The 25,853-nt window shown below is 72.6% G+C and carries 21 protein-coding genes and 1 pseudogene; 12 read left to right on the forward strand and 10 right to left on the reverse strand.

Translation table 11 applies throughout. The features are described 5' to 3' along the window. Positions 1-38: 38 nt before the first annotated feature. Entirely contained in the window at positions 39-713 is a 675-nt protein-coding gene (locus ACFWZ5_RS29545; protein WP_016642758.1) for a Crp/Fnr family transcriptional regulator, read from the reverse strand. Between the two features lie 524 nt (positions 714-1,237). Here ACFWZ5_RS29545 and nth point away from each other — a divergent pair. The 3 genes from nth to ACFWZ5_RS29560 all read left to right on the forward strand — a co-directional run bounded on the left by nth (position 1,238) and on the right by ACFWZ5_RS29560 (position 4,450). Then, the gene (gene nth / locus ACFWZ5_RS29550) at positions 1,238-2,227 is read left to right on the forward strand and encodes an endonuclease III (protein WP_384802566.1); all 990 of its coding nucleotides are present in this window, start codon (positions 1,238-1,240) and stop codon (positions 2,225-2,227) included. A gap of 247 nt (positions 2,228-2,474) precedes the next feature. Beyond that, a complete protein-coding gene (locus ACFWZ5_RS29555) occupies positions 2,475-3,161 on the forward strand; it encodes an NUDIX hydrolase (protein WP_384802563.1) in 687 nt (228 codons plus the stop codon). 86 nt (positions 3,162-3,247) lie between these two features. Further along, complete coding sequence (locus ACFWZ5_RS29560; RefSeq protein ID WP_384802560.1) at positions 3,248-4,450, forward strand: MarP family serine protease; 1,203 nt, start codon at positions 3,248-3,250, stop codon at positions 4,448-4,450. A gap of 84 nt (positions 4,451-4,534) precedes the next feature. On the opposite strand, the gene ACFWZ5_RS29565 is transcribed toward ACFWZ5_RS29560, so the two are convergent. The 6 genes from ACFWZ5_RS29565 to ACFWZ5_RS29590 all read right to left on the reverse strand — a co-directional run bounded on the left by ACFWZ5_RS29565 (position 4,535) and on the right by ACFWZ5_RS29590 (position 12,650). Continuing rightward, positions 4,535-4,735, reverse strand: a complete 201-nt coding sequence (locus ACFWZ5_RS29565; protein ID WP_384802557.1) for a hypothetical protein — start codon at positions 4,733-4,735, stop codon at positions 4,535-4,537. A 179-nt stretch (positions 4,736-4,914) separates the two neighbouring features. Next, complete coding sequence (locus ACFWZ5_RS29570; protein WP_384802554.1) at positions 4,915-5,871, reverse strand: alpha/beta fold hydrolase; 957 nt, start codon at positions 5,869-5,871, stop codon at positions 4,915-4,917. Further along, positions 5,868-6,368 carry a phage holin family protein gene (locus ACFWZ5_RS29575; RefSeq protein ID WP_384802551.1) on the reverse strand — a complete coding sequence of 167 codons (501 nt, stop codon included), beginning with the start codon at positions 6,366-6,368 and terminating at the stop codon, positions 5,868-5,870. Before ACFWZ5_RS29575 ends, ACFWZ5_RS29570 begins: the two co-directional genes overlap by 4 nt. Positions 6,369-6,487: 119 nt before the next feature. Continuing rightward, on the reverse strand, positions 6,488-7,885 hold the full coding sequence (gene nhaA / locus ACFWZ5_RS29580; RefSeq protein ID WP_384802548.1) for a Na+/H+ antiporter NhaA: 1,398 nt from the start codon (positions 7,883-7,885) through the stop codon (positions 6,488-6,490). A gap of 231 nt (positions 7,886-8,116) precedes the next feature. After that, complete coding sequence (gene acs, locus ACFWZ5_RS29585) at positions 8,117-10,120, reverse strand: acetate--CoA ligase (RefSeq protein WP_384802545.1); 2,004 nt, start codon at positions 10,118-10,120, stop codon at positions 8,117-8,119. 49 nt (positions 10,121-10,169) lie between these two features. Then, positions 10,170-12,650, reverse strand: coding sequence for a bifunctional SulP family inorganic anion transporter/carbonic anhydrase (locus ACFWZ5_RS29590; RefSeq protein ID WP_384802542.1), 2,481 nt, complete (start codon positions 12,648-12,650; stop codon positions 10,170-10,172). A 502-nt stretch (positions 12,651-13,152) separates the two neighbouring features. Here ACFWZ5_RS29590 and ACFWZ5_RS29595 point away from each other — a divergent pair. Beyond that, positions 13,153-14,391, forward strand: a complete 1,239-nt coding sequence (locus tag ACFWZ5_RS29595; protein ID WP_384891555.1) for a hypothetical protein — start codon at positions 13,153-13,155, stop codon at positions 14,389-14,391. Here the strand turns inward: ACFWZ5_RS29595 and ACFWZ5_RS29600 are convergent. After that, positions 14,388-15,374, reverse strand: coding sequence for an ATP-binding protein (locus tag ACFWZ5_RS29600; protein ID WP_384802667.1), 987 nt, complete (start codon positions 15,372-15,374; stop codon positions 14,388-14,390). The two genes, ACFWZ5_RS29595 and ACFWZ5_RS29600, sit on opposite strands and share 4 nt — an antisense overlap. Before the next feature lie 95 nt (positions 15,375-15,469). On the opposite strand from ACFWZ5_RS29600, the gene ACFWZ5_RS29605 reads away from it, so the two are divergent. Beyond that, positions 15,470-16,282, forward strand: coding sequence for an oxidoreductase (locus ACFWZ5_RS29605; protein ID WP_384802664.1), 813 nt, complete (start codon positions 15,470-15,472; stop codon positions 16,280-16,282). 444 nt (positions 16,283-16,726) lie between these two features. On the opposite strand, the gene ACFWZ5_RS29610 is transcribed toward ACFWZ5_RS29605, so the two are convergent. Continuing rightward, complete coding sequence (locus ACFWZ5_RS29610) at positions 16,727-17,551, reverse strand: HAD family hydrolase (RefSeq protein ID WP_384802661.1); 825 nt, start codon at positions 17,549-17,551, stop codon at positions 16,727-16,729. Positions 17,552-18,077: 526 nt separating this feature from the next. Between ACFWZ5_RS29610 and ssd the strand changes: the two genes are divergently transcribed. The 7 genes and pseudogenes from ssd to ACFWZ5_RS29645 form a co-directional block, all read left to right on the forward strand. Next, on the forward strand, positions 18,078-19,211 hold the full coding sequence (gene ssd / locus ACFWZ5_RS29615; protein ID WP_384802658.1) for a septum site-determining protein Ssd: 1,134 nt from the start codon (positions 18,078-18,080) through the stop codon (positions 19,209-19,211). Next, positions 19,208-20,377 carry a TadA family conjugal transfer-associated ATPase gene (locus ACFWZ5_RS29620; protein ID WP_384802655.1) on the forward strand — a complete coding sequence of 390 codons (1,170 nt, stop codon included), beginning with the start codon at positions 19,208-19,210 and terminating at the stop codon, positions 20,375-20,377. The genes ssd and ACFWZ5_RS29620 overlap by 4 nt, the downstream gene beginning before the upstream one ends. Then, positions 20,374-21,240, forward strand: a complete 867-nt coding sequence (locus tag ACFWZ5_RS29625) for a type II secretion system F family protein (protein ID WP_384802652.1) — start codon at positions 20,374-20,376, stop codon at positions 21,238-21,240. Before ACFWZ5_RS29620 ends, ACFWZ5_RS29625 begins: the two co-directional genes overlap by 4 nt. Before the next feature lie 23 nt (positions 21,241-21,263). Beyond that, positions 21,264-22,115: a type II secretion system F family protein gene (locus tag ACFWZ5_RS29630; protein ID WP_384802649.1), complete on the forward strand. Its 852-nt coding sequence runs from the start codon at positions 21,264-21,266 to the stop codon at positions 22,113-22,115. Positions 22,116-22,226: 111 nt separating this feature from the next. Then, positions 22,227-22,436 carry a DUF4244 domain-containing protein gene (locus tag ACFWZ5_RS29635; RefSeq protein WP_384802646.1) on the forward strand — a complete coding sequence of 70 codons (210 nt, stop codon included), beginning with the start codon at positions 22,227-22,229 and terminating at the stop codon, positions 22,434-22,436. Continuing rightward, complete coding sequence (locus ACFWZ5_RS29640; protein ID WP_384802642.1) at positions 22,423-22,872, forward strand: TadE family type IV pilus minor pilin; 450 nt, start codon at positions 22,423-22,425, stop codon at positions 22,870-22,872. Before ACFWZ5_RS29635 ends, ACFWZ5_RS29640 begins: the two co-directional genes overlap by 14 nt. An 86-nt stretch (positions 22,873-22,958) precedes the next feature. Further along, positions 22,959-23,171, forward strand: a pseudogene (locus ACFWZ5_RS29645) (Rv3654c family TadE-like protein); the annotation flags it as partial. A gap of 144 nt (positions 23,172-23,315) precedes the next feature. On the opposite strand, the gene ACFWZ5_RS29650 reads toward ACFWZ5_RS29645, so the two are convergent. After that, positions 23,316-25,793: a DEAD/DEAH box helicase gene (locus tag ACFWZ5_RS29650; RefSeq protein ID WP_384802639.1), complete on the reverse strand. Its 2,478-nt coding sequence runs from the start codon at positions 25,791-25,793 to the stop codon at positions 23,316-23,318. Positions 25,794-25,853: the final 60 nt, after the last annotated feature.

Genomic DNA, 25,853 nt, shown 5'->3' on the forward strand with positions numbered 1-25,853 from the left:
CAGGCAGAGGGCGGCCCCATTCCCGTACAGAAACAGCGTCAGCGCGACCGCTTGGCCAGCCGCTCGACGTCCAGGAGGATCACCGCGCGGGCCTCCAGGCGCAGCCACCCGCGGCCCGCGAAGTCCGCGAGGGCCTTGTTGACCGTCTCGCGGGAGGCGCCGACCAGCTGGGCGAGCTCTTCCTGCGTGAGGTCGTGCACCACGTGGATGCCCTCTTCGGACTGCACGCCGAAGCGGCGCGACAGGTCGAGCAGCGCGCGGGCGACACGGCCGGGCACGTCGGAGAAGACCAGGTCGGACATCTGGTCGTTGGTCTTGCGCAGGCGCCGGGCGACGGCGCGCAGGAGCGCGGCGGCCACCTCGGGGCGGGCGTTCAGCCAGGGCTGGAGGTCGCCGTGGCCGAGGCCGAGCAGCTTGACCTCGGTGAGGGCGGAAGCCGTGGCCGTGCGCGGGCCCGGGTCGAACAGCGACAGCTCGCCGATGAGCTCGCCGGGGCCGAGCACCGCGAGCATGTTCTCGCGCCCGTCCGGGGACGTGCGGTGGAGCTTCACCTTGCCCTCGGTGACCACGTACAGGCGGTCTCCGGGGTCGCCCTCATGGAAAAGCGCGTCTCCGCGCGCGAGCGTCACCTCACTCATGGAGGCGCGGAGCTCCGCGGCCTGCTCGTCATCGAGCGCCGCGAAGAGCGGGGCGCGCCGCAGAACGTCGTCCACGAGTTCTCTCCTTGTCGACCTGCATCAGGGGACCGTGCCCCCAGTTTGCCGGACGGTTCAAACAGTGTGATCAGTCACTCAAGTCTGCCGCACTTGTGTCGGAGGCAATGCGGAAGGGGGCCAATTGGGGGCCGATCCGGGGGACCGGCGGCGGACACGGACGTCCGGTCGTGAGCCGGACAGCCGCTCTGCGGCCCGTGAGAACACAGGCCACGGCGGCGGCGGGCGCGGTCGCCCAGGACGATTCTGCTGTGGGCGAACACGCTTCCGCCACCCCTGGAAATCGGGCAAAACGGTCACTTTGCGGGTGCGGGGCAGGCTTGAAGGGGGTGCGTGGCGCTCGTACGGCGGGTGCCTGAGGGGTGTGCGCCGGGTGTACGGAGAGCGCGTGACGGGACGCGCGCCGGGAGGTCGGATCGGGTGCGGGCCGGGGAGCGCCGGGCGCGTGCCCGGCGCCGTGCACGGCGCGGTGACAAGTGCGTATCCCGGCCGTCCGTGTCAGTGGCGGCCCGTACGCTGACGGCATGGCGAAACGAGGCGCTGCACAGGCCGCGAGGCCGACTGCCAAGAGGGTGACGAAGCGTGCCGACGACGCGGCGGGGACGGCGCCTGCGGGGGAGGAGAAGCCGGTGAAGAAGCCAGCTGCGAAGACCGCCGCCGGGAAGACCACCACCGCGAGTGGGAAGACCACGGCCGCGAGATCCGCCGCCAAGAAGACGGCCCCTGCCAAGGCGGCCGCCAAGGCCCCGGCAACCCGCACGGCCCTCGTGCGCCAGGCCCGCCGGATCAACCGCGAGCTCGCGGAGGTCTACTCGTACGCGCACCCGGAGCTGGACTTCGAGAACCCCTTCCAGCTGCTCGTCGCCACGGTCCTGTCGGCGCAGACGACGGACCTGAGGGTGAACCAGACGACGCCCGCGCTCTTCGCGGCGTACCCGACCCCGGAGGACCTCGCCGCCGCGAACCCCGAAGAGGTCGAGGAGCTGATCCGTCCGACGGGCTTCTTCCGCGCCAAGACGCGGTCGATCATGGGCCTGTCGGCGGCCCTCCGGGACGACTTCGGCGGTGAGGTGCCCGGTCGCCTGGAGGACCTGGTGAAGCTGCCGGGCGTGGGCCGCAAGACCGCGTTCGTGGTCCTCGGCAACGCCTTCGGCGTACCGGGCATCACCGTGGACACGCACTTCGGCCGCCTCGTACGCCGCTGGAAGTGGACGGACGAGACGGATCCGGACAAGGTCGAGGCCGCCGTGGGCGCGCTGTTCCCGAAGAGCGAGTGGACGATGCTCTCGCACCGGGTGATCTTCCACGGCCGCCGCATCTGCCACTCCCGCAAGCCCGCCTGCGGCGCCTGCCCGATCGCCCCCCTGTGCCCGTCGTACGGGGAGGGCGAGACGGACCCGGAGAAGGCCAGGAAGCTCCTGAAGTACGAGATGGGGGGCATGCCGGGACAGCGCCTCAAGCCCCCGCCGGACTACCCGGGCAAGCCCGCGCGACCGCTCGGCGCCGCCGGGTGAGCGTGGAACCATCCACGGGACCAGTGGCGTTGTGCAGGGAGGGACGGGGGTGCCGATGACGCACGCGAGTGACATGCACACAGGCGATATGCACCAGGGCGATACGCATCAGGGCAATCCGCGCTCAGGTGATCCGCGCCCAGGTGATCCGCGCACGGGCGATCCGCGCAGGAGCGACGGCGCCTCGCACCAAGGAGCCGGCCGGGCGGTGGACGCCGCCGGCCCCACTAAGGAGACCGCACCCCCCGTGACCTCCCGCCTCAACAGCCACATCGCCCTCAGCACCGAAGGCCTGCCCGAGTGGCTGACCCCGGTGGTCCGCGCCGTCGCCACCGTCAAGCCCGACCAGCTCAGCAGATTCCTGCCGCCGAAGGACGGGGCCGGGCGGCAGTCCGCCGTGCTCGTGCTCTTCGGAGAGGGCGAGCGCGGCCCCGAGCTGCTGCTCATGGAGCGCGCCAGCTCCCTGCGGTCGCACGCGGGGCAGCCGTCGTTCCCGGGCGGCGCCCTCGACCCGGAGGACGGGGATCCGCACGCGGAAGGACCGCTGCGGGCCGCGCTGCGGGAGGCCGAGGAGGAGACCGGCCTCGACCCCCGGGGCGTCCAGCTCTTCGGAGTGCTGCCGAGCCTGTTCATCCCCGTGAGCGACTTCGTCGTGACGCCCGTGCTCGGCTGGTGGCGTGCGCCGAGCCCCGTCCGCGTCGTCGACCCGGCCGAGACGGCCCGCGTGTTCACGGTCCCCGTGGCCGATCTCACGGACCCGGAGAACCGCGCGATGGCGGTGCACCCTCGCGGTCACCAGGGCCCCGCGTTCCTCGTCGAATCCGCCCTGGTCTGGGGATTCACGGCCGGCCTCATCGACCGGATCCTGCACTACGCCGGCTGGGAGCGCCCGTGGGACAGGGACCGCCAGGTCCCACTCGACTGGGGCTCATGACAAGGTTGCGGTGACCGGAGCCGTGCGTGCCGCGGCGACCGTGACGCGAGCAGGACGGGGAATGATGCGAGGCGAGGGCTGAATCGGTGAACGTGCTGGACATCCTGCTGCTGCTCGCCGCGGTGTGGTTCGCGATCGTCGGGTACCGGCAGGGTTTCGTCGTCGGCATCCTCTCGGTGATCGGCTTCCTCGGCGGCGGCCTCGTCGCGGTGTATCTCCTGCCCGTCGTGTGGGACGCCATGACCGACGAGACCACGAAGGTCAGCACGACCGCGGCCGTCGTCGCCGTCGTGGTCGTGATCGTCTGCGCGTCCGTGGGCCAGGCCTTCACCACGCACCTGGGCAACAAGCTGCGCCGGTACATCACCTGGCAGCCCGCGAGAGCCCTGGACGCCACCGGCGGCGCCCTGGTGAACGTGGTCGCGATGCTCCTGGTCGCCTGGCTGATCGGCTCCCTCCTCGCGGGCACGACGCTGCCGACGCTCGGCAAGGAGGTCCGCACCTCCAAGGTGCTGCTCGGCGTCGACCGCGCCCTGCCGGGCCAGGCCGACACCTGGTTCACGGACTTCTCCTCGGTCCTCGCGCGCAACGGCTTCCCGCAGGTCTTCAGCCCGTTCTCGAACGAGCCCATCAAGGAGGTCGCGCCCCCGGACCCGAAGCTCGCCCGCAGCAAGGTCGCCGTCACCGCCAAGCGCTCCATCGTGAAGGTCAGCGGCGACGCGCACAGCTGCGGCAAGGCCCTCGAAGGCACCGGCTTCGTGTTCGCCCCGCGCCGGGTCATGACGAACGCCCACGTGGTCGGCGGCGTCGACGAGCCCAAGGTGCAGATAGGCGGTGAGGCCGAGAAGTACGACGCGAAGGTCGTGCTCTACGACTGGGAGCGCGACATCGCCGTACTCGACGTGCCCAGCCTGCCCGCGCCCGCGCTGAAGTTCGCCACGGGCGACGCGGCGAGCGGCAACAGCGCCATCGTGGCGGGCTTCCCCGAGGACGGCCCCTACGACGTCCGCCCCGCGCGCGTGCGCGGCCGCATCACGGCCAAGGGCCCGGACATCTACCACCGCGGCACGGTCCGCCGCGATGTGTACTCGCTGTACGCGACGGTCCGTCAGGGCAACTCCGGCGGCCCGCTGCTCACCCCGGACGGCAAGGTCTACGGCGTCGTGTTCGCCAAGTCGCTCGACGACCCGGACACGGGGTACGCCCTGACGGCGGACGAGGTACGCGAGGACATCGACCGCGGCCGCACCGCGGGCCAGGAGGTAGACAGCCAAGGCTGCGCACTCTGAAGGAGCGCCCCGAAGGGGCGCGGGGAACTGCGCGACCAGCCACGACGGACCCGCAGACGAACCAAGGAACGTCCGGCGGAACGCCTAATCGCGCGTATGCCGCAGCCGCGCCGACACCCACCGGGCCCGCCGCCGCAGGATGCGGGGGATGCCGATGGCCTGCGCGGATGCCGAGTGCTCCGGGTGGCCCTGTTCGCGCGGGTCGCCACCCAACTCGTGGCCGTTCACCACGGTGGCTGCCCGGCGCTTGCGTGCTACGTCACTGTAGTCGTGCGTCCAGCCCATACCCGGACGTGTGCCCGTGCCTCAAGGTCGGTAACCGCGCACAGGGGCCCCAATTGGCCTATGCGCCGGGCAATTGGCGTTCGTAGGACAGGCGTTCCCGGCCGTTCGCGGCCGGTTCCCTGGAGGCTTTCCCGAGCGCCTTCCAGCGGCTCCCTGGAGGCCCCGCTCAGCGGTCCGGCTCAGCGGTCCGGCTCGGGGTCCTTGAGCCAGCCCACGAGCTCGTTGGAGAAGGCCACCGGGTCCTCCTCGTGGGGGAAGTGCCCGAGCCCGTCGAAGAGCCGCCAGCGGTAGGGCGCCTCGACGTACTCGCCGGATCCCGCCGCGCTGCGCGTGCGCAGGACCGGGTCGAGGGAGCCGTGCACATGCAGCGTCGGCACCCGCACCGGCCGCTTCATGCGCCGGTTGAACTGGATGCCGTCGGGCCGCGCGATCGACCGCACCATCCAGCGGTAGGGCTCGATCGAGCAGTGCGCCGTGGACGGGATGCACATGGCGCGGCGGTACGTCTCCACGGCGTCGTCGTCCGGCAGGCGCGGCCCCGACCAGTCCCGCACCAGACGGCCCACCAGGGCGCCGTCGTCCGCGACGAGCTGACGCTCCGGCAGCCACGGCCGCTGGAAGCCCCACACATAGGACCCGGCCGCGGTCTGCTTCATGTCGCGCAGCATCGCCGCCCGCCAGCGCCGCGGGTGCGGCATGGAGGACACGGCGAGGCGGCGCACCAGCTTGGGCCGCATCACGGCCGCCGTCCACGCCAGGTAGCCGCCCAGGTCGTGTCCGACGAGCGCGGCGTCGGGCTCGCCGAGGCTGCGGACGACGCCGGTGATGTCGAGGGCGAGGTTGGCCGGATCGTAGCCGCGCGGTGTGCGGTCGCTGCCGCCGACGCCGCGCAGGTCCATCGCCACCGCGCGGAAGCCCGCGTCGGCGAGCGCGACCAGCTGGTGCCGCCAGGTCCACCAGAACTGCGGGAAGCCGTGCAGCAACAGCACGAGCGGCCCCTCGCCCATCTCCGCGATGTGGAAGCGGGCGCCGTTGGCGGCGACGTCCCGGTGCGTCCAGGGGCCCTCGACGCGTACGACCGAGGGCGTCGGCGTCGGCGTGGTCGATGGCTGGGGGGAATCGGCGGGGTCCGTCATGAAGTCGAGCGTGCCACAGCGCCGGCCCGCTCACCGGCCTCCAGCTCAACGGCACCCGTGGGGCTCACGGCGCGGGGATGCGGCTTGACGTTCGACAGGACGGCGGCGGTCTCCTTGGCCGCGGCGGCCGCCTTCTGCGGGCCCTTGCCCTTCGCCGCCTTCTTCGCGAAGATCACGCCGATCCAGGCGAGCACCCCGGCCACCAGGACGTTCGCGGCGAAGGAGAGCACGAAGCAGATGGCCAGGTTCCAGCCGCTCCAGGTGCGGATGCCGTAGGCGAGGGCGAAGCTCAGCATCGGCAGCGAGAAGACGAGCACGGAGATGGCCGCGATGAACGCGGCACTGCCGATCGCGCCGCGCTTGACGTCCTGCGTCACCTGGGCCTTGACCAGCGCGATCTCGTCGTGCACCAGCTCCGACATCTCTTTGCTCGCCGCGGAGACGAGCTGGCCGAGGCTGCGTTCGGTGCCGACGGGAACGTCGGGTGCGCTGCTCATCGCGTACTCCTCTTTTCTCTGACTGTCTCTCCGGCCACTCCCCGGCCGCTCTCCGACTGCCCTGCGACAGTCTTCGACAGCGGGTTCTCCGACCGTTGGTCTTCTCGCTTCTGGTCAGATCATGCCGGACCGTGGCTCCCGTCGCTCGCCCCGGCCGACAGTTGCGCAAGCCTGCGGTGCTCGGCGGCCTTCTTCTCGTAGATCTCCGCCATGCGCAGGTGGTAGTCCGGATTGTCCTGCTCGTAGATGTCGGGGATGCCGTCGAGGTCGTCGTCGCGGTCCTCGTCGTCGCACATCCTGCGGTATTTGACGTTACGTATCTTCAGGAGGATTCCGGACAGAACGGCCGCCGTCAGGGAGCCGATCAGGACGGCCGCCTTGATCTCGTCGGTGAGGGCCGGGTCGTCGCTGAAGGCGAGCTCGCCGATGAGCAGGGACACGGTGAAGCCGATGCCGGCGAGCGAGGCGACCGCGAAGACGTCCGGCCAGGCCAGGTCCTCGTTCAGCTCGGCCCGGGTGAAGCGCGCGGCGAGCCACGTACCGCCGAAGATGCCGACCGCCTTGCCGACCACGAGGCCGAGCACCACGCCCAGCGTCTCGGGCTGCGTGAAGACGTCGCCGAGCGCGCCGCCGGAGACGGCCACACCGGCGCTGAGCAGCGCGAACAGCGGCACCGCGAGGCCCGCCGAGATCGGGCGCACCAGGTGCTCGATGTGCTCACCGGGGGAGTGCTGCTCGCCCTCCTCCTTGTGGCAGCGCAGCATCAGGCCCATGGCGACGCCGGCGATGGTGGCGTGGACGCCGCTGTTGTACATCAGGCCCCAGATGACGGCGGCGAGCGGCAGGTAGATGTACCAGCCGCGTACGCCCTTGCGCAGCAGGAGCCAGAAGACGGCGAGGCCGAGGACCGCGCCGCCGAGCGCGGCGAAGTTCAGGTCGCTGGTGAAGAAGATCGCGATGATCATGATCGCGAAGAGGTCGTCGACGACGGCGAGCGTGAGCAGGAAGGCGCGCAGGGCCGACGGCAGCGAGGTGCCGATCACCGCGAGGACCGCGAGCGCGAAGGCGATGTCGGTCGCGGTCGGCACGGCCCAGCCGTTCGTGGAGCCGCCGCCGAGGGTGTTGACCAGGGTGTAGACGAGCGCGGGCACGGCCATGCCGCAGATCGCGGCGATGACGGGCAGCGCGGCCGCCTTCGGGTCGCGCAGATCGCCCGCGACCAGCTCGCGCTTGAGCTCGATCCCGGCGACGAAGAAGAAGACGGCGAGCAGTCCGTCGGCCGCCCAGTGCTGGAGCGACAGGTCGAGGCCGAGCGAGCCGGGGCCGAGGTGGAAGTCCCGTACGCTCTCGTAGCTCTCCTTGAGCGGGGTGTTCGCCCAGACCAGCGCGGCGATGGCGGCGACGAGGAGCAGGACGCCGCCGACGGTCTCGGTGCGCAGCGCGTCCGCGACGAAGGTGCGCTCGGGCAGGGAGAGGCGTCCGAGGACTTTCCGCTTGGTGGTGCTGGGCGCGGCCACGAGTGTCGACCTCCGGTCGGGTAGGCAGGACTGAGCACATGCCGACCAGACTTCCCGGCGCACCTGGGTGTTTCTTATCGCGTTGTTGACGTTGATCCTTAGCTTACCTAACCGTGCGCCCGGACGTATCCGGCGAACTTCACTCTAAGCACAAAAGAGGCACCCAGCGCGGGTGGCGCTGGGTGCCTCTTGGCGGGTTCCGGAACGGTGCCGGAAGGGTGCTGGAAGGGCTCAGTCCTCGCTCGGCGCGGCCGGCAGCTTGGACTGGATGAGGTCCATCACGGACGAGTCCGTGAGCGTCGTGACGTCTCCGAGCTGGCGGTTCTCCGCCACGTCCCGCAGGAGGCGCCGCATGATCTTCCCGGACCGGGTCTTCGGCAGCTCCGCGACCGGCAGGATCCGCTTCGGCTTGGCGATCGGGCCGAGCGCGGAGCCCACGTGGTTGCGCAGCTCGCCGACCAGGTCCGCGGTCTCCGACGCCGAACCCCGCAGGATCACGAAGGCCACGATGGCCTGCCCGGTGGTCTCGTCGGCGGCACCGACGACGGCCGCCTCCGCCACGGACGGGTGCGAGACGAGCGCCGACTCGACCTCCGTGGTCGAGATGTTGTGCCCGGACACGAGCATCACGTCGTCCACCCGGCCGAGCAGCCAGATGTCGCCGTCGTCGTCCTTCTTGGCGCCGTCACCGGCGAAGTACTTGCCCTCGAAGCGCGACCAGTAGGTGTCGATGAACCGCTGGTCGTCGCCCCAGATGGTGCGCAGCATCGACGGCCACGGCTCGGTGAGGACCAGGTAGCCGCCGCCCCCGTCGGGCACCTCCCGGGCCTCGTCGTCGACGACGGTCGCGGAGATCCCGGGCAGCGCGCGCTGCGCCGAGCCCGGCTTGGTCTCCGTGACGCCCGGCAGCGGGGAGATCATCATCGCGCCGGTCTCGGTCTGCCACCAGGTGTCCACGATGGGGCAGTTGTCGCCGCCGATGTGCTTGCGGTACCAGACCCACGCCTCGGGGTTGATCGGCTCGCCGACCGACCCGAGCACCCGCAGGCTGCTGAGGTCGAACTTGGCGGGGATGTCGTCGCCCCACTTCATGAACGTACGGATGGCCGTGGGCGCCGTGTACAGGATCGTCACCCCGTACTTCTGGACGATCTCCCAGAAGCGGCCCTGGTGCGGGGTGTCGGGCGTGCCCTCGTAGATCACCTGCGTCGCGCCGTTCGCCAGCGGGCCGTACGTGATGTACGAGTGGCCCGTGACCCAGCCGATGTCGGCCGTGCACCAGTAGACGTCGGTCTCGGGCTTCAGGTCGAAGACGGCGTGGTGGGTGTACGCCGCCTGCGTCAGATAGCCGCCGGAGGTGTGCAGGATGCCCTTCGGCTTACCCGTCGTGCCGGACGTGTAGAGGATGAACAGCGGGTGCTCGGCCTCGAACGCCTCCGGCGTGTGCTCCGGGGACTGCTTGCCGACGACGTCGTGCCACCACAGGTCGCGGCCCTCCGTCCAGGCCACGTCCTGCTCGGTGCGGCGTACGACGATGACCTTCTCGACGCCCTGGACGTCCTCGCGGCCGAGCGCGTCGTCGACGGCGGGCTTGAGGGCGGACGGCTTGCCGCGGCGGTAGCCGCCGTCGGCGGTGATGACGAGCTTGGCGTCCGCGTCCTTGATGCGCGCGGCGATGGCGTCCGCCGAGAAGCCGCCGAAGACGACGGAGTGCGCGGCGCCGATGCGGGCGCACGCCAGCATCGCCACGACCGCCTCGGGGATCATCGGCAGATAGACCGCGACCCGGTCCCCCTTGCCGACGCCGAGCTCCGTGAGCGCGTTGGCGGCGCGGCTCACCTCGTCCTTGAGCTCGGCGTAGGTGATGGCCCGGCTGTCTCCGGGCTCCCCCTCGAAGTGGATGGCCACGCGGTCGCCGTTGCCCGCCTCGACGTGGCGGTCGACGCAGTTGTACGCGACGTTCAGAGTGCCGTCCTTGAACCACTTGGCGAACGGCGGGTTCGTCCAGTCGAGCGTCTCGGTCGGTTCGGTGGCCCAGGTCAGCCGACGGGCCTGCGCGGCCCAGAAGCCGAGCCTGTCAGCCTTGGCCTGTTCATACGCCTCCGCCGTGACGTTGGCGTGCGCCGCCAGGTCGGCCGGCGGCGCGAACCTGCGGTCCTCCTTGAGCAGGTTGGCCAGGCTTTCGTTGCTCACGACATCTCCCTTTCCCAGGGTGTCCGTTGTGTCCCAAGCCACAGCTCATCAGACACTCGGCCCCGGTGACAAGGGCTTGCCGATAATTGGTTTAGACCTCTACCTGATGGGCGGGTGTGACCTGGCTGAAGACGTCGTCCGGTACCCCGCGCGCGGGCGCGCCGCCTGGGCTGTCGGCGCCTTTTGTGCTGGTGGCGCGGTCCGGGTACGCGGGGCGCGCCGGACTCCGGTGCTCGCCTTCGCTCAGCAGATACGCCTGTGCCTCGCCGACGTGGAAGTACATCCCGTGCAGTTCGAGGGAGCCCTCGGCGAGCCGCCGCGCGACCGCCTCGTGGGCCCGCAGATGCTCCAGCTGCTGCACGACGTTCGTCAGGCACAGCTGCTCGACGGCGTCGGCGGGCTCCCGCCCGGCGAGACGAGGCGCGAGCCGGTCGGTCCGGTCGGTCCGGTCGGCCGGAGTGGCCCGGGTGGTGGTGCCGTATCCGGCCATCCGCTCCAGGCTCGGAAGGCCGTGCCGCAGCCACCGCTTCAGCGGCGTCTGCGCGCCGGACGGCGGCGAGTTGAGCAGCGCCTGCATGGCGCCGCACCCCGAATGCCCGCACACGGTGATGGACGTGACCTTCAGGACGTCCACCGCGTACTCGATCGCCGCCGCGACCGAGTCGTCGCCGCTCTCGGCGCCGGGCAGCGGCACCAGATTGCCCACGTTGCGTACGACGAAGAGGTCGCCGGGGCCGCTCGACGTGATCATCGAGGTGACCACGCGGGAGTCGGCGCAGGTCAGGAACAGCTGCGCGGGCCGCTGCCCTTCCCGCGCGAGCCGGGCCAGTTCGTCGCGCACATGCGGCGCCGTGTTCTGCTGGAAGGCGCTGATGCCGCGGGCCAGTTGGTGCCCGCCGCCCTGCCTCGCGCCGTCCTGGTCGTCCGTCCGGTGGTGCGGTGCGTCGTGGGGGCGCTCGCAGTGGTGGTTGCGCCAGGGGGTCCAGGGCTTGCAGTGGCAGTGGGCCGGGCCCGCGGGTTCGGTCATGGGCTGGCCGCCGCGCCCGGTGAGCTCGACCGTGCCGCCCTGCGCGATGTGCGCGTCCTGCCAGCTGTGCAGCGTCTCGTACGCCGCGTGGTCCATGAAGGAGCCGTCCAGCTCCACGACGGCGTCGGCGCCGTGGGGCACATGGTGCAGGATGCGGGTGAGCCGGGGCACGGCGAGGAACGTCAACTGCCCCCGGACGTGGATGTGATGCGTTCCCCCTTCCTCTTCGGTGTGGGTGATGCGGGTGCGGGCCAGGCGGTGCAGGGCCACGGCCACGGCGACCGCGACGCCGAGGGCCACGCCTTCCAGGACGCCGAGCACGACCACGCCGAGGGTGGTGACGGCGTAGACGAGGATCTCGCGGTGGCGCGTGACCGTACGGATGTGGTTGAGGCTGACCATCTGGATGCCGACGGCCATGACGAGGGCGGCGAGCGCGGAGAGCGGGATCAGCTCCAGGATGGGCACGAGGAGCAGGGCGGCTACTACTACCCAAACGCCGTGCAGCATCGTGGAGTTCCTGCTGACCGCGCCCGCGTGGACATTGGCGGAGCTGCGCACCGCAACCCCGGCGACCGGCAGCCCGCCGAGCACTCCGGAGACGATGTTCGCGGCGCCCTGACCGCGCAGTTCCCGGTCGAGGTCGGAGCGGCCCGCGACCGGCGGCCGCCCCGGGACCCGCGCGGCGAGCTTGTCGACGGCGACGGCTCCGAGGAGCGACTGCACCCCGCACACCAGCGTGGTGGTGAGGACGGCCGCGACCAGGCCGAGCACGGGCCCTTCGGGCAGCCCGGCGAGCGCGTGGCTGCGCCAGGACGGCAGGTCGACCTTGTCCACGCGCAGCGCGGCGAGGGCGGTGAGCCCCGTGGCCGCGGCGACCGCCACGAGCGGCGCGGGCGTGGCCCGCAGGACGCGCCCGACGCGCCCCGGGATCCGGGGCCAGACGATCAGGACTGCCAGCGTGAGCAGGCTGATCGAAACGGCCGCCGCTTCCACGTCGGCCAACTGGGCGGGCAGCGCACCGAGGTTGGCGATCACGGAGCTCTGGGGCGTGCCGCCGAGCACGATGTGCAGCTGGGCGACGGCGATGGTGACGCCGATGCCGGCGAGCATGCCGTGGACCACGGCCGGGCTGACGGCCAGGGCCGTACGGGCCACGCGGAGGCAGCCGAGGCCGAGCTGGGCGATTCCGGCGAGGACGGTGATGGCGCAGGTGGTCCGCCATCCGTACCGCTGGATGAGGTCGGCGGTGACGACCGTGAGTCCGGCGGCGGGGCCGCTGACCTGGAGTGGTGAGCCGCCGAGGCGGCCGGCGACGATGCCGCCGACGGCGGCGGCCACGAGGCCCGCCTGGAGCGGCGCGTCGGTGGCGAGTGCGATGCCGAGCGAGAGCGGCAGCGCGATCAGGAAGACGGCGATGGACGCGGAGAGGTCCGCGCCCGCGATGCGGAACGGTCGGCGGGGCGGCGGTGGGGCGTGTGCCTCTTTGCCGCTCGGGGTGGGGGCCGAGTCGTCAGGGGCGCGGGCAGGGACGCAGGCAGACATGATTCCCGTCTCCTCCGGGGCGGCGCGGTCGCGGAACAAGGGGGCCTCCGGCAAGGGCACGGAGGGCGGGTCGCGGCCGTGGGTCACGGCGTTGCAGCGGCGGGATGACTCAACTCTCGGTAAACGGATCGTAATGCAGAGTAAAGGTCGTGGCAGGATTTTCCGGGCAAATGGGGTATGCGATCACTCCAACGAGTGAATAAGCCAGTTCGTCGGCTTGTCGGTACGCCGCGTCTATTCCTCCATGCGAAGTTCCTTGGGATCTGTCCCGACTTGCACGGAAGAAGGTGGGCGGACGATGGCCGCCACTCATAGGACCGCCTCCCTCTGGCGGGGCGCCGTCTACCGGCGGGCGAGCGCTGTCCGGGGGGCGTGGGCCGCTCGAAGGACGAGCGCTGTCCGGAGGGCGGGTGCCGTTCGAACGGCGAGTGCTGCCCGGGCGGCCGCCGTCGGTCGGTGGGCCTCCGCCGCCCGGCGGCCCGTCGCGGGGCTCACCGCCCTGGTGGCCTGTGGCGCGGCGCTCGCGGGCTGCGGCGGCGGTGCCGACGGCGGGACCGGCGCCAAGGAGGGCGCGCCCGGCGCGAAGCGACCGGCGGGCGCCGCGGCGCCCAAGTCGGCGGTCCGTCTGATCGGCGACGGCTCCACCGCGTTCACCGGCAAGCAGCCGCTGCTGCCGAGACCCGAGCGGCTGCGACCGGGGCAGAAGCCGCCGCAGTTCGTGGTCTTCTCCTGGGACGGCGCGGGCGAGGACGGCCAGAAGCTGTTCTCGCACTTCCGCAAGGTCGCCAAGCGGAACAACGCCACGATGACGTACTTCCTCAGCGGCGTGTACATGCTCCCCGAGGCGAAGCGCGGGCTCTACAAGCCGCCGCAGCACCTGCCCGGCAGCTCGGACATCGGCTTCAACGACCGCCAGGGAATCAGGGACACCGTGGACCAGCTCCGCGGCGCCTGGCTCGAAGGCAACGAGGTCGGCACGCACTTCAACGGCCACTTCTGCGGCAGCGGCCGGGGCGTCGGCGAGTGGTCGGTCGCCGACTGGAAGAGCGAGATCCAGCAGGCCAAGTCCTTTGTGAAGGCGTGGAAGACGAACACGGGCCTGACGGGCGCGCAGCCGCTGCCGTTCGACTACGACAAGGAGCTGATCGGCGCCCGCACCCCCTGCCTCGAAGGCCGCGCGAACTTCATGCGCGCCGCCCGCGAGCTCGGCTTCCGCTACGACACCAGCGGCGTCAACAACCAGCTGTGGCCCAAGAAGAAGGAGGGCCTGTGGGACCTGTCGATGCAGCTCGTCCCGGTCCCGGGACGCGGCTTCGAGACGCTCACCATGGACTACAACTTCATGGTGAACCAGTCGGGTTCGACCTCCCACGGCGACCCGGCCAAGCATGAGTACTGGGGCGACCAGATGCGCGACGGCCTGCTGAAAGGTTTCGACCGGGCCTACTACGGCAACCGCGCCCCGCTGATCATCGGCAACCACTTCGAGTCCTGGAACGGCGGCACGTACATGCGCGCCATCGAGGAGACGATCGAACGGGTCTGCACCAAGCGCGATGTGCGCTGCGTGTCGTTCCGGCAGCTCGCCGACTGGCTGGACGCGCAGGACCCGCAGGTCCTCGGCAAGCTCGCCGGCCTGGGCGTCGGCAAGGCCCCGAAGGAGGGCTGGCCCGCCTTCCTCGCGGCCCGCCCGGCCCCGGCGCCCAAGGGGGTCCCGGGCGCCGAGCCGGCCAAGCGCTAGGCGGTGGCGACGGTCTCCTCACGGAGCACGAAGCCGGGGTCGACCTGGGACGCGAGGTCGGCCCCGGTCTTCTCGTTGCCCCAGCTCCGGGCGTTCTTCAGGTGGAAGTGGACCATCTGGCGCGTGTACCGCTCCCAGTCGCGGTGCTCGTACGTGGCGTCGGCGGCGTCCTGAAGGGCCTCCAGGGCACGGCGGTTGGCGTCCTCCAGGAGGTCGAACCGGGGCGGGCGGCCCTTCTCCATGGAGCGCACCCAGTCCGAGTGCCCGAAGGTCACCAGGAGGTCCTCGCCGACCTCCTCCCGCAGGAAGTCGATGTCGTCCTGGCCCTGCACCTTGTTGCCGACGACCTTGAGGGCGACGCCGAAGTCGCGTGCGTAGTCCTTGTACTGGCGATAGACGGAGACCCCCTTCCTGGTCGGCTCGGCGACGAGGAACGTCATGTCGAAGCGGGTGAACATCCCGGAGGCGAAGGAGTCCGAGCCCGCGGTCATGTCGACCACCGCGTACTCGTCGCGGCCGTCGACCAGGTGGTTCAGGCACAGCTCCACCGCTCCGGTCTTGGAGTGGTAGCAGGCGACACCGAGGTCGGCTTCGGTGAACGGCCCGGTGACCATCAAACGCACGGCGGCGCCGTCGAGTTCCACGAGGCGCGCACACGCCTCGTACACCGGGTTGTCCTCGCGGACGCGCAGCAGCCGGGAGCCGTCGCCGGGCGGCGTCGTCTTGATCATCGTCCCGGCGGAGGCGATCCGCGGGTTCGTGCCCCGCAGATAGTCCTTGATCAGCGGCAGCCGCGCGCCCATGGCGGGCAGCTCCGCCGCCTGCTCGTCGTCGAGGCCGAGCGCGGCGCCCAGGTGCTGGTTGATGTCGGCGTCCACCGCGATGACGGGCGCTCCGGAGGAGGCGAGGTGGCGGACGAAGAGCGAGGACAGCGTGGTCTTGCCGCTGCCGCCCTTCCCCACGAAAGCGATCTTCATGTTCATCTAGCCTAGTGGCGAGATCACCGCCGGACCCGGGCTTGAGTGAAGAAGACCACTCCTTCGTGGGGCGGACGCCCGCAGTGCGTAGGGTCGTACTCATGAGTACGACAGACCCGCTGGCCCCCCTGGGGGCGCTGCCCGGCGTCGCCGACGCCGTGGACTCCGTGCGCAAGGCCGTGGACCGCGTCTACGGGCACCGGATCATGCGGCGCCGCAGCAACGAGGTCACTTCGGAGGCGGCGCTGCGCGGCGCCCGCGGGTCCGCGGCCCTGTCGGGGGCCGAGTGGGCGCTCGAAGAGGTGCGCAGGCGCAGCGACTTCAGTGGTGACGGCGAGGCGCGCGTGATGGGCGCGGCGCTGCGCCTGACCGCGGAGGCGGGGCAGCTCCTGAGCATCTGGCGGCAGTCGCCGCTGCGGGTCCTTGCGCGCCTGCACCTGGTGGCCGCCGCCGACTCCGATGCTGCGGCGGGCCGGCCGCGGCTCGCGGGCGAGCCGGTCGAGGAGCCGCTGATCGAGCTGGCGCTGCCGGACGCGGACGAGGTGGCGGGGCGCCTGGAGGGGCTCTCGCAGCTGATCATCGCGGGGAGCTCCGCGCCCGCCCTGGTGACGGCGGCCGTCGTGCACGGGGAGCTCGCCGCCCTGCGGCCGTTCGGCTCGTACAACGGCCTGGTCGCGCGGGCCGCCGAGCGCATCGTCCTGGTGGGCAGCGGCCTCGACCCGAAGTCCATCTGTCCGGCCGAGGCGGGCTACGCGGAGCTGGGGCGCGCGGCCTATGTGGCGGCCCTCGAGGGCTATGTGTCCGGCACTCCGGAGGGCATGGCGGCCTGGATCGCGCACTGCGGCAAGGCGGTTGAGCTGGGCGCCAGGGAGTCGACGGCGGTGTGCGAGGCGCTGCAGCGGGGTGCGGCGTAACGCATCGGGCCGCGTGTCCGGCCCTGAACAGGGTTGCGGCGGTACGAGACTTCCGTACCGCCGCTGGCATGTTCACCGGGTTACCAAGCGTCCTCGAATCATGTGCCCATCAGGTCGGGAACTTCGCCCGTCACCTGGTGCGGCTGGCCCGTAATCGACGGGTCGACGTCGCGTGGGTGCTCGATGTCCATGCTCGGTCCGTGGGGCCAAACAATGCGGTTAAAGGTGATCCTCTCGGATGTCCTTGGTCTCGCGGGCCGTTGACTCCTTTGTACTCCTGTCCTCGGGAGAGCGGAAGCCCTGGCCGCACTTCTTTACTTTTAGGTTCAAACAAGGGTGAATCGGGCGCCAGGTCCCGGGCGTCCCTCGCCGCGCAGTTGCACCGCCACGCGCGCGTGCCCGTCGCGCCGCTGTCTGTGCAGGTCAGCCCGGTGCGGAGCCAGGTCAGCCCGGCGTGCCGCGGCGGCGGCTGGCGAACCAGACCAGGCCCGCGGTGGCCGCCGCGGCACCCACCGCGGCCACCGCGACGAGCGCGGGACGGGGCGGTGCGGGCAGCCGCTGCTTGAGCCGGACCGGGCGGTGGAAGTCCAGAATCGGCCACTCGCGCGCGAGCGCCTCCCGGCGCAGCGCCCGGTCCGGGTTGACGGCGTGGGGGTGCCCCACGGACTCCAGCATGGGCAGGTCCGTGACCGAGTCGCTGTAGGCGTAGCAGCGCTCCAGGTCGTACCCCTCCGAAGCGGCGAGCTCCTCGATGGCCTCCGCCTTGGTCGGGCCGTACGCGTAGTACTCCACCTCTCCGGTGAAGCAGCCGTCGTCGCCGACCACCATCCGCGTCGCCACCACCCGGTCCGCGCCCAGGAGTTCGCCGATCGGCTCGACCACCTCGGCGCCCGAGGTGGAGACGATGACGACGTCGCGGCCCGCGGTGTGGTGCGCCTCGATGAGGGACGCCGCCTCGTCGTAGATGATCGGGTCGATCAGGTCGTGCAGGGTCTCGGCGACGATCTCCTTGACCTGCTGCACGTTCCAGCCCCGGCACAGCGCCGACAGGTACTCGCGCATGCGCTCCATCTGGTCGTGGTCGGCGCCGCCGGCGAGGAACACGAACTGGGCGTACGCGGTCCGCAGCACCGCCCTGCGGTTGATCAGCCCGCCTTGGTAGAACGACTTGCTGAAGGTGAGGGTGCTCGACTTCGCAATGACCGTCTTGTCCAGGTCAAAGAAGGCGGCAGTGCGAGGCAAGGAGTGGTTTTCCACGAGCCTGAGCATAGGCGCCCACCATTCGGCGTAAGCTGAGGCGCGTGGGTTTGCCTGAGAAGGCTCTCGGGTACACCATGGAAGTCACGGATCGTTCGCGACCGTGCTAACCCGGTCTGGCTCCTCCCCCCCCCGAGTCGGACCGAGGGGACGACCCCCGCTCTCCCCCCCGGCGGGGGTCGTCGCATGTCCGGATGGGTTTTCTCCCCTCCTTTTCGATCTTTCCCGGCTGCCGGGGCCCGTCGTGGGCCGCGCGAGCGCCGGAGTCGGCCGTTCACGATTCGTCACTGTGCGTAGCCGTGGGGCTGCTCTGTGGAAGTTGTTCGGGCCGTCACCGGTATGGGTGATGGAGTTATTCACAGCCAACGTCTTCTCCACAGTTATTGACCAAGATCCACACGATTTCCAGGGATCGACGCACGCTGATTCCGCTCGTGAAGTTCATGGCCGGATTCCACTGGCCGGTCTTCACGGGCGCGGATCCGGATGCGCGCAGACGCGCATTCGGCGGACTTGCAGCGCGAGGGGGCTGGAGATCGTGACCGGAGTCATTACGTACGACGCGTCGCCGCCGTCCGACGGACCACCCGGCGGACCGCTGATCGTCACGGAGGACGTGGACCTGCTGGATGACCTGCTGCGCCTGTGCGCCGCGGCGGGCGCCCGGCCCGAGGTGCACCACGGCGTGCCCGAGCGCAGAGGCGGCTGGGAGTCGGCCCCGCTCGTCCTGGTCGGGGACGACGCGGCGGACCGGCTGCGCGGGACGGCGCGGCGGCGTGACGTGGTGCTGGTTGGGCGGGATCAGGACGATCCCGACGTATGGCGGCGAGCGGTGGAGATCGGCGCGGAGGCGGTCCTCGTCCTGCCGGACGGCGAGCAGTGGCTCGTGGACCGCATCGCCGACGTCGCCGAGGGCGTGGGGCGGCCCGCGCTGACCGTCGGCGTCATCGGCGGCCGCGGCGGGGCCGGGGCCTCCACGCTGGCGTGCGCCCTCGCCGTCACGGCGGCGCGCGCCGGGCGCCGGACCCTGCTGGTCGACGCCGACCCGCTGGGCGGCGGACTCGACGTGATGCTGGGCGGCGAAGCGGTGGAAGGCCTGCGCTGGCCGGCGTTCGCGCAGTCACGCGGCCGGCTCGGCAGCGGAGCCCTCGAGGAGTCGCTGCCCGAGCTGCACGACCTGCGGGTGCTGAGCTGGGACCGCGGCGACACCGTGGCCGTCGCGCCGCAAGCCGTGCGCGCCGTCCTCGCCGCGGCCCGCAGGCGCGGCGGCGTGGTGGTCGTGGACCTGCCGCGCCGCGTGGACGAATCCGCGGCGGAGGCCCTCGCGCAGCTGGACCTGGGCCTCCTGGTGGTGCCGAGGGAGCTGCGCGCCGTCGCCGGGGCGCGGCGGGTGGCGTCGGCGGCGGGCATGGTCCTGCGGGATCTGCGCGTCGTGGCCGCCCCAGGACGCGGCGGAGCCAGGAGCCCCGACAGCGTCGACGGACTGGACGCGGACGAGGTCGCCCGGCTGCTCGGGCTGCCGCTCGTCGGCGAACTGCCCTGGGAGCACGGCCTCATGACGGCCAGGGTCGGCGCACGACCGCCCGGGGGCACCGCGCGCGGACCCCTCGCCCGGTTCTGCGCGGCCTTCTGGGAGCAGCTTCCCGCCGACGTCCTCGGAGGGCGCGTATGAGCACGGTCGTGGGCGCGCGGATGCTGGACGGGGTGCGGCAGTGGCTCGCCGCGAACGGCACGGAGCCGACCCCGGCCCGGGTCGCCGAGGCGCTGCGGGCGCAGGCCAGCGTCCTGGGTGACGCCGAAGTCCTGGGCGCCGCCGAGGAGTTGCGGTCGGAGCTGGTGGGCGCCGGCCCGCTGGAGCCGCTGCTCGCGGACCCGTCGGTCACCGACGTCCTGGTGTCCGCGCCGGACCGCGTGTGGGTGGACCGCGGCGGGGGCCTGGAGCTGACGGACGTGACCTTTCGGGACGCGGCGGCGGTGCGGCGGCTCGCCCAGCGCCTCGCGGCGGTCGCCGGGCGGCGCCTGGACGACGCGCGGCCCTGGGCGGACGCCCGGCTGCCGGACGGCACCCGGCTGCATGCCGTGCTGCCGCCGGTCGCCGTCGGCTCGGCGTATCTGTCGCTGCGGGTCGTGCGGCCCCGGGCCTTCACGCTCATGGAGCTGGTGGCCGCGGGCACGGTGCCGCCCGGCGGCGAGCGGATGCTGCGGGCCCTGCTCGACGCCCGCCTGTCGTATCTGATCAGCGGCGGCACGGGCAGCGGCAAGACGACCCTCCTCAGCACGCTGCTGGGCCTGGTGGGCTCCGGGGAGAGGATCGTCCTTGCCGAGGACTCCGCGGAGCTGCGCCCCGACCACCCGCACGTGGTCCGCCTGGAGGCCCGGCCGGCGAACCAGGAGGGCGCGGGCCTGGTCGGCCTCGACGACCTGGTGCGCCAGGCCCTGCGGATGCGGCCCGACCGGCTCGTCGTGGGCGAGGTCAGGGGTGCCGAGGTGGTGCACCTGCTGGCCGCGCTCAACACGGGCCACGAGGGCGGCTGCGGCACGGTGCACGCGAACGCGGCGGCGGACGTGCCGGCCCGCCTGGAGGCCCTGGGCACGGCCGCGGGGCTCGACCGGACGGCGCTGCACAGCCAGTTGGCGGCCGCGCTGTCGGTGGTGATCCATCTGGCGCGGGACCGCTCCGGTCGGCGCCGGATCGCCGAAGTGCACGTACTGGAGCGCGACGCCTCGGGCCTGGTGACCACGGTGCCCGCGCTGCGCTGGGGCGAGCGGGGCTTCGTCCAGGAGCGCGGCTGGCGGCGCCTGAGCGAGCTGCTCGGAAGCAGGGGTGCGGGGGCATGAGCGTGCTGACGGTGTGGAGTACGGCGCTGTGCGCGGGCGGATCGGTGTGGCTGCTCGGCGGGCGCGGGCGGATCCGGTCCTTGCGGCGGGCGAGGACGGTGCTCGCAGTGGACGAGTACGGGGGCCGGGAGCCGGTGTGGCGGCGGTCGGTCGCGTGGGTGCGGCGGCGTACGGGGCATGAAGTGTGGCTCCTGGTGGGCGGGTCGGTGATCGCGCTCCTGGGGGAGTCCGTGGTGCCGCTCCTCGCGGGGGCGGTCGGCATGCCGCTGGCCGGTCGGGTGCGCAGGGCCAGGGCGGCCCGCCGGGAGCGGCAGCGGCAGGCGGACGCGGTGATCGCCCTGTGCGGGGTCCTCGCGGGCGAGGTGCGCGCGGGACGGCAGCCGGGGCAGGCGTTGCGGAGCGCCGTGGAGGCCGGTGACGCCGACGACCGGGGTCTGGACGGGGCGCGGGCCGGGGTGCTCGCGGCGGCGCGGTTCGGCGGGGACGTGCCCGGGGCGCTCCGGGAGGCGGCGCGGGAGCCCGGCGCCGAAGGGCTTCTGGGGCTCGCCGCCTGCTGGCGGGTCGCCGTGGACCGCGGTGCGGGACTCGCGACGGGCCTTGAGCGGCTCGAGGGCGCACTGCGGGCGGAGCGGGACCAACGATCCGACCTGAGGGCGCAGTTGGCCGGTGCCAGGTCGACGGCGCTGATGCTCGCCGGACTCCCCGCCCTCGGCCTGCTGATGGGCGCCGCACTCGGAGCACGGCCGCTGCGGGTGCTGCTGCACACGGGAGCGGGGCTCGGGTGCCTGCTCGTGGGCGCGCTCCTGGAGGGCGCGGGCGCCTGGTGGGCGCTGCGGATCGTCCGCCGCGCGGAGGGGCGATGAACGGGGGAGCGAGGGGAGGAGTGATGAGCGGGGCCGAGGTTTTCCACAGGCTGGGGGTGACCTTGTGGGCGGCCGTCGCCGTGGTGTGGCTGCTGATGAAGCTGGCGGTCGCGCGGCGCGAACGGGGCGCGAGGCGGCGCGTGTTGGTGGCCCTGGGCGGAACGGCTGGGTCGGATGCGGGGCGGCTGCGGGGCTCGTGGAGTTTGTGGGGTGCGGGCGCCCGGAAGGCCTGGTGGCGCGGGCTATGGGGGGATGTGTCGTCCGGGCGCCGGGACGCGGTGTGGCGAGGCGTGACGGTGGCCGGGGCGGTGGGCGCGGGCTGGGCGCTGATCGGCGGGATCACGGGGCTCGCGGTCGGTGCGGGCGTCGGCTGCGTCGTCGGACGGATACGGCGGGACGACGGCCGGAAGGCGGAGCTCGACGCGGCGGAGGCGGCACGGCAACTGCCCCTGGCGGCCGATCTGCTGGCGGCGTGCGTGGCCGCCGGGGCCGGGCCCGTCGCGGCGGCGCAGGCCGTCGGCGAGTCCCTGCGCGGGCCGGTGGGCGAGCGACTGGCGTGGGGCGCGGCACAGCTGCGGCTCGGCAGCGAACCGGCTGCCGCCTGGCGCCGGCTCGCGGAGATACCGGGCGCCGGAGCGCTGGCCCGCCATCTGGAGCGGGCCGGTGAGTCCGGAGCGCCGGCGGCCGGACCGGTGGCCCGCCTCGCCGCGGACTGCCGGGCCGAGCGGGGGCGGGCGGCGACGGCCCGGGCACGGAAGGCGGCCGTCTCGATGACGGCGCCGGTGGGGCTGTGCTTCCTGCCCGCGTTCATCGCGGTCGGCGTGCTGCCGGTGGTCATCGGGCTCGCGAGCGGGCTGATGAGCGGCGGCGGATGACAAGCGGCGACTGGTGACAAGTGGCGACTGCCGCATAGCAGGGACAGGCGATCAGCAGTGGCTGACGACCAGTGACAACTGACGGAGATCAGCGGACCTTTGGGGGACGGCATGTGGGGACGACTCTGCGCGTGGACGGCACGACGGATGCGCGAGGGCGCCAGGGGCGCCAAGGACGCGGGGATGGCCACGTCGGAGTACGCGATGGGGCTGATCGCGGCGGTGGGATTCGCCGGAGTGCTCTACAAGGTGGTGACGAGCGGCCCGGTCAGGTCGGGACTCCAGGCGCTGGTGGAGAGGGCGCTTCATGTCCAGTTCTGACGGTGGCGTGCCCGGCGCGGCGGGTTCCGGAGGGGGCGGCACCGCGCGGGCCGCGCCGACCGCGCCGGGCGGGGGTCGTAGCCCACGGGACGCGGGGTTCGTGACGGCGGAGACGGCCGTGGTGCTGCCGACGCTGGTGCTGTTCACGATGGCGCTCGTGTGGGCCCTGCTGGCCGCGTCCGCGCAGATCCAGTGCGTGGACGCGGCCCGGGCCGGGGCTCGCGCGATGGCCCGGCAGGACCCGCCGGACGCGGCGGTGGCGGCGGCCCGGCAGGCGGCTCCGCGCGGGGCGCGGGTGGTGGTGCGCCGGGAGGGCGACCTGGTGCGGGTCGAGGTGGTCGTCCCGTCGCCCGGACCGGAAGCGCTGGGGCTCGGGCTGCGGTTGCGGGCGGAGGCCGTGGCGCTCGCGGAGGAGACGGTGGGGATGGGCGCGTGAGGCGGCGTGGGGCGGGGGTGGACCGGAGCGTGGGTACGGGCCGTGGTGCGGACCGCGGTGCCGCCACGGTGTGGGCCGTGGCCGTCATGGCCCTGCTCTGCGTGGTCACCGGTGCCGTGCTGGCCATGGGGCAGGTGATGGTGGCCCGCCATCAGGCGGGTGGCGCGGCCGACCTGGCGGCGCTCGCGGCGGCGGACCACTGGTCGGAGGGGCGTACGGCGTGTGTCAGGGCCGGGAAGGTGGCGCGGGCGCAGGGCACGCGGATCGTGCGGTGTGCGGTCCGGGGCGAGATCTCGGATGTCACGGCTGCGGCGGACTTCGGGCCGTTCACGGTACGGGTCAGATCGCGGGCGGGGCCTGCGGGGCCTACAGGGTCAATGGGACCGGTGGGCACGGCGGGACCAGTGGGACCGGTGGATCCCGCAGGGGACATTCCCGTCGCCTCAAGAGGCGGGGTCGGCGTCGGAGGAGCTCGCGGGGGCGTCCTTGAGGAGCGTGGTGAGCAGGCGGACCGCGCCGCGCTTGTGCAGGGGCTCGTTGCCGTTGCCGCACTTGGGGGACTGGATGCACGAGGGACAGCCGGCGTCGCACTCGCAGGAGGCGATGGCCTGAAGGGTGGCGGTGAGCCAGGCGCGGGCCGTGTGGAAGGCGCGCTCGGCGAACCCGGCACCGCCGGGGTGCCCGTCGTACACGAAGACCGTGGGAAGCAGCGTGTCCGGGTGCAGGGGCACGGAGACGCCGCCGATGTCCCAGCGGTCGCACGTGGCGAAGAGCGGCAGCATGCCGATGGACGCGTGCTCGGCGGCGTGCAGGGCGCCGCCGAGGATCTCCGGGTTGACGCGGGCGGCGTCGAGCTGGTCCTCGGTGACCGTCCACCACACCGCGCGGGTGCGCAGAGTGCGGGGCGGGAGGTCCAGCTTGGTCTCGCCGAGCACCTCACCGGTGATGAGCTTGCGGCGCAGGAAGGAGACGACCTGGTTGGTGACTTCGACGGAGCCGTAGCAGAGGCGGCCGGAGCCCCAGGGGATCTCGGTGTCCGTGTCGAGGACGGAGATGGCGGTGGTGTCGCGGGCGGTCGTCGTATAGGGAGGGGCGGCCTCCTCGACGAGCGCGACCGAGTCCTCCAGGTCCAGGTGCCGCACGAGATACGTACGACCCTGGTGGAGGTGGACCGCGCCCTCGTGGACGGTCGTGTGCGCGGCCGAGGCGTCGACCGTGCCGAGCAGCCGGCCGGTGCCCTCCTCGACGACCTGGACCGGTCGGCCGCCCTCGCCGCGGATGTCGGTGAGGTCGGCGGCCCGCTCGCGGCGGGTCCAGTGCCAGGCCTTGGTGCGCCGGCGCAGCAGCTTCGCGGCCTCCAGCTGCGGGAGCAGTTCCTCCGTGGCCGGGCCGAAGAGCTTGAAGTCGGCGTCGGTGAGGGGGATTTCCGCGGCGGCGGCGCACAGGTGGGGAGCGAGGACGTACGGGTTGTCGGGGTCGAGGACGGTCGACTCGACGGGCTGCTGGAACAACGCCTCGGGGTGGTGGACGAGATAGGTGTCCAGCGGGTCGTCCCGGGCCACGAGCACCGCGAGCGCGCCCTGCCCGGAGCGCCCGGCGCGGCCCGCCTGCTGCCAGAGGGAGGCGCGCGTGCCGGGGTAGCCGGCGATGACGACGGCGTCCAACCCGGAGACGTCCACGCCCAGTTCGAGGGCGGTGGTGGCGGCGAGGCCGAGCAGTTCGCCGGAGTGCAGGGCCTGCTCCAGGGCGCGCCGCTCCTCGGGGAGATAGCCGCCCCGGTACGCGGCCACGCGGCGGGCCAGTGACCGGTCGACCTCGGAGAGGCGCTCCTGGGCGATCACGGAGATCAGTTCGGCGCCGCGCCGGGAGCGGACGAAGGCGACGGACCGGACGCCCTGGACGGTGAGGTCGGTCAGGAGGTCGGCCGTCTCGGCGGTGGCGGTGCGGCGGACGGGGGCGCCCTTCTCGCCGTGCAGTTCGGTGAGCGGCGGCTCCCAGAGGGCGAAGACGACCTCGCCGCGGGGGGAGGCGTCGTCGGCGACCTCGGTGACGGGCAGGCCGGTGAGGCGCTCGGCGGCGACGGCCGGGTCGGCGGCCGTGGCGGAGGCGAGGAGGAAGACGGGGTCGGAGCCGTAGCGGGCGCACAAGCGGCGCAGACGGCGAAGGACTTGGGCGACGTGGGAGCCGAAGACGCCGCGGTAGGTGTGGCATTCGTCGATGACGACATAGCGCAGGGAGCGCAGGAAGGAGGACCAGCGGGGGTGGGACGGGAGTATCCCGCGGTGCAGCATGTCGGGGTTGGTCAGGACGTAGTTGGCGTACTGGCGCACCCACTCGCGTTCCTCGACGGGGGTGTCGCCGTCGTACACGGCGGGCCGCACGGCGGTGCCGAGCGGCTCGGCGAGGGCGCGCACGGCGCGGCGCTGGTCGGCGGCGAGGGCCTTGGTCGGGGCCAGGTACAGGGCGGTGGCGCCCCGGCCGTTCGGTGCCTCGGCGCCGTCGAGGAGGGCGGAGAGCACGGGGGTGAGGTAGGCCAGGGACTTGCCGGACGCGGTGCCGGTGGCGACGACGACGGACTCGCCGTCCAGTGCGTGTTCGGCGGCGCGTGCCTGGTGGGCCCAGGGGTGCTCGATTCCGGCCGCCTGCACGGCGGCGATCACTTCCGGGCGGATGCGGTCGGGCCAGACGGCATACCGGGCCTCCCGCCGGGGCAGGTGCTCCGTATGAGTGACGCGCGCAGCTCGGCTCGGCCCCGAGGTCAGCCGGTCCAGGACCGTCTGCGGGGTGGTGCGGGCCGGGGTGTCCGCCGGGGGTCCTCCGGAAGGGGAAATCTTGGCCATCGGCATCGAGTGTGTCACTGGCGGGATGGACAATGGTCCGAAGGCGTCGTGCGCGCCTGCCGGTAAGTGATTGAATGCCATCGCGGCTGGCGATCCGTCCTGGGGGCGTGGGCCGAAGTGTCCCGAGGGGCGACCGCTCGA

It is taken from the genome of Streptomyces sp. NPDC059003 (assembly GCF_042740445.1).
Lineage (GTDB): Bacteria > Actinomycetota > Actinomycetes > Streptomycetales > Streptomycetaceae > Streptomyces.